The sequence below is a fragment of the Candidatus Taylorbacteria bacterium genome, from assembly GCA_039934295.1.
Classification (GTDB): Bacteria; Patescibacteriota; Minisyncoccia; order Phycocordibacterales; family HO2-43-120; genus HO2-43-120.
The window spans coordinates 1-2,809 of record JBDTMN010000025.1; the positions used below are offsets into that span (position 1 = coordinate 1).

A 2,809-nucleotide genomic window follows, 5' to 3' on the forward strand; every position below is an offset into this window, starting at 1 on the left:
CGCGTAAATAGTTGTCCTCAACACTTTCCCAATTAAGGTTTGCAAAATAATCCTCGACATAAGTTTTTTTTCCGGAAGGCTGGTAGTCGGCGACAAACGAATGCTCCCACATGTCGAGACCGAGAACGAGAGCGCAATCTTGAAGCTGTCCCATGTGCTGTTCATCAATCCATGCGTTCAAGAGTCTTCCCCCCTTTCGGTCGTAATAAAGCATTGCCCAGCCGATGCCTCTCGTAAGCGCGATAGCTTTGAATTCCGTAAGCCATGCGTCAAATGTTCCCCATGTTTCCTCAATCATTTTCGTGAGTGCGCTTTTTTCGGCGAGCGGTTTTGCCCCTCCTTCCAAAGCTCCGAAGTAGATTTCATGGTTGCGCATGCCGTTGTATTCAAAGCCGAAACGTCGATTGACCTCGCCCAAGGCGTATGCGTTTTTTTCCGCATCCTGCTTCAATTCTCCAATTTTTTCCAAAATGAGATTTGTGTGTTTTACATAACCCGAGTACAGTTTCAAGTGTTCCTCAATTGTTTTTTTTGAGATTCCCTTTAATTCGGGAATGGTAAATTTTTGCTCTTCGTATTTCATAGGTGCTTAATTACATAATAATAGCGACATTATATACTATTAGCATGAATCTGAAAGATAAGATTCGATTGGGGCTTGCAGTTTTCTTAATCGGGGTAAATGCGCTGGTTTGGCAAGCTGTTTATGCCCGAGAAGGAAACCGCACCCTCACCGTCGCCTTTTTGAGTATCGGCCAGGGTGACGGCATTTTTATCGAAGCTCCGAACGGCAACCAGATGATGATTGACGGAGGACCGGGGAAAATTGTGCTAAGCGAGCTCGGCTCTGTCATGCCCTTTTTTGACCATTCCATCGATCTTCTTTTAGTCACCAATCCGGACAAGGACCATTTTGGAGGATTTATTGACGTCCTCAATCGATACAAAGTTACGACCGTCATTGAACCCGGCACACATTCAGACACAGGGACATACAAGGAATTTGAAAAGGATATTCAAAAGGAAAATGCAGAGAGAGTTATTGCGAAGAGAGGCATGGATGTTGAACTTGGTGGCGGCGTTGTGTTCCATATTTTCTTTCCTGACCGAGATGTGTTGGGACTTGCGAGCAATGAAGGCTCAATAGTGGGAAAACTTACCTATGGGAAAAGGTCGATTCTTTTCATGGGGGACTCTGTTCAAAATGTTGAAAAATATATTGTTCAAATAGACGGCACGGCACTCGATAGCGACATACTCAAAGTCGGACACCATGGTTCAAGAACTTCAACATCCCTCGAATTACTTCAGGCGTCTACTCCGGATATTGCTGTCATTTCTTCCGGAAAAAACAACACCTACGGTCATCCCCACAAAGAGACTTTGGATAATTTGGCGAAAAATAAAATAAAAATGTTGAACACAGCAGACGAGGGAAGACTAATTTTCACTACCGACGGGATAGGGGAGTGGGTAAAGAACTAACCCCGACGGGAGGTCGGGGTTAGTTCTTTTTTCTCTTCAGGCTAACACCTAACAGCTAGTAGCTAAAAGCTAAATTATTCCCGCCTTCTTCAAAGTCGCGTACGCGCCATTTTTATTTATCGTCTTGATTGCGCGAGTGGAAAGAGTCAAGGTAATGGATTTCTTCAGTTCAGGAATGTAAATCTTCTTCTTTTGCAGATTGGGATATTTGCGAATCATGCCGGTAGGGTTAAACTGCGTCGCACGAGTGCGGTTTGAATACCCCCCTCCGATTCTCGATGTTTTTTTTGTTACTGGGCAGATTTTTGACATTTGATTCGAAATTAGTGTTTGGACATGATATCATGAGAATGCAAATAAGCAACCCGAGCCAACGTGTAACGCAAAACGTGTAACGTGTCCTAAACCCGTTCGGGTCGGACTAGGGTAGCGTCTGAAAAGAGAATTTCTCCTTCTTACGTTACATGTTACATGGGCGAAAATTTTACAATAGTTTCACTATTGAAAATCTTTCGACCTGATTTTTCTGGCGGAAAAATCAGCTACACGTTACACTATCTTCATTATGGACTCCAACATCATCTTCACCATTTTAATCCTCATCTTTTCCGTCGTCATCCACGAAGTTTCTCACGGATATGCCGCGCTTTTTCTGGGCGACCCGACCGCAAAATTTGAAGGACGGCTCACGTTGAATCCCCTGAAGCATCTTGATCCTGTCGGCTCTGTTATCCTCCCAATTTTTTTAGCCCTCATTCCACCCCATTTCGTTTTTGGATGGGCAAAACCGGTTCCGTACAATCCGTACAATCTTAGAAATCAAAGATGGGGAAGCGCAATTGTAGCCTTTGCGGGACCTCTGTCCAACCTTGTGATTGCCGTGCTTTTCTCACTTCTCATTCGCTTTCATGAAAATATTACTTTTGTTCCCGATACTTTTTTTACGCTTGCTGGCGGTGTTGTCCTCATTAATCTGATTTTAGCTATTTTCAATTTGGTGCCCATACCTCCTTTGGACGGCTCGAAAATCCTCTTTGCGTTTCTTCCCGCCAGTCTCGATTCAGTACGCCTCGCGCTGGAGAAATACGGCATGATTCTGGTGTTATTTTTTATTCTTTTCCTCTGGCAGTTTTTAAACCCGATTATTTTTTCTGTCTTCTATTTTCTCATCGAATAGAAAAGCTGTAAGCTATTAGCTATTAGGTTTTAGCTTTAAGTCACAAGATTAATTCCTAACAGCTAGTAGCTAACAGCTAAAAGCTACCCCTCGTGCATAAGGCCAGATACATATTGCACTCTTTGGTCTCTCCAAAGCAGTGAGAAT

Annotated in this window: 4 protein-coding genes; 2 read left to right on the plus strand and 2 right to left on the minus strand. The window is 43.5% G+C overall.

Annotation, left to right across the window (positions count from 1 at the left end; translation table 11 throughout):
* Nucleotides 1–583 (minus strand): Fe-Mn family superoxide dismutase (locus ABI430_05245; protein ID MEO8638272.1); only part of this gene is annotated, 583 nt, incomplete at its 3' end.
* 44 nt (nucleotides 584–627) lie between these two features.
* Between ABI430_05245 and ABI430_05250 the strand changes: the two genes are divergently transcribed.
* Entirely contained in the window at nucleotides 628–1,485 is an 858-nt protein-coding gene (locus ABI430_05250) for an MBL fold metallo-hydrolase (protein ID MEO8638273.1), read from the plus strand.
* A gap of 69 nt (nucleotides 1,486–1,554) precedes the next feature.
* On the opposite strand, the gene ABI430_05255 is transcribed toward ABI430_05250, so the two are convergent.
* Entirely contained in the window at nucleotides 1,555–1,797 is a 243-nt protein-coding gene (locus tag ABI430_05255; protein ID MEO8638274.1) for a bL28 family ribosomal protein, read from the minus strand.
* 253 nt (nucleotides 1,798–2,050) lie between these two features.
* On the opposite strand from ABI430_05255, the gene ABI430_05260 reads away from it, so the two are divergent.
* Nucleotides 2,051–2,662, plus strand: a complete 612-nt coding sequence (locus ABI430_05260; GenBank protein MEO8638275.1) for a site-2 protease family protein — start codon at nucleotides 2,051–2,053, stop codon at nucleotides 2,660–2,662.
* Nucleotides 2,663–2,809 lie beyond the last annotated feature (147 nt).

Excerpts from the sequence above, each read along its gene's own strand:
- ABI430_05250 (MEO8638273.1), top strand. The coding sequence starts at position 628 with ATGAATCTGAAAGATAAGATTCGATTGGGGCTTGCAGTTTTCTTAATC.
- ABI430_05255 (MEO8638274.1), bottom strand. The coding sequence starts at position 1,797 with ATGTCAAAAATCTGCCCAGTAACAAAAAAAACATCGAGAATCGGAGGG.
- ABI430_05260 (MEO8638275.1), top strand. The coding sequence starts at position 2,051 with ATGGACTCCAACATCATCTTCACCATTTTAATCCTCATCTTTTCCGTC.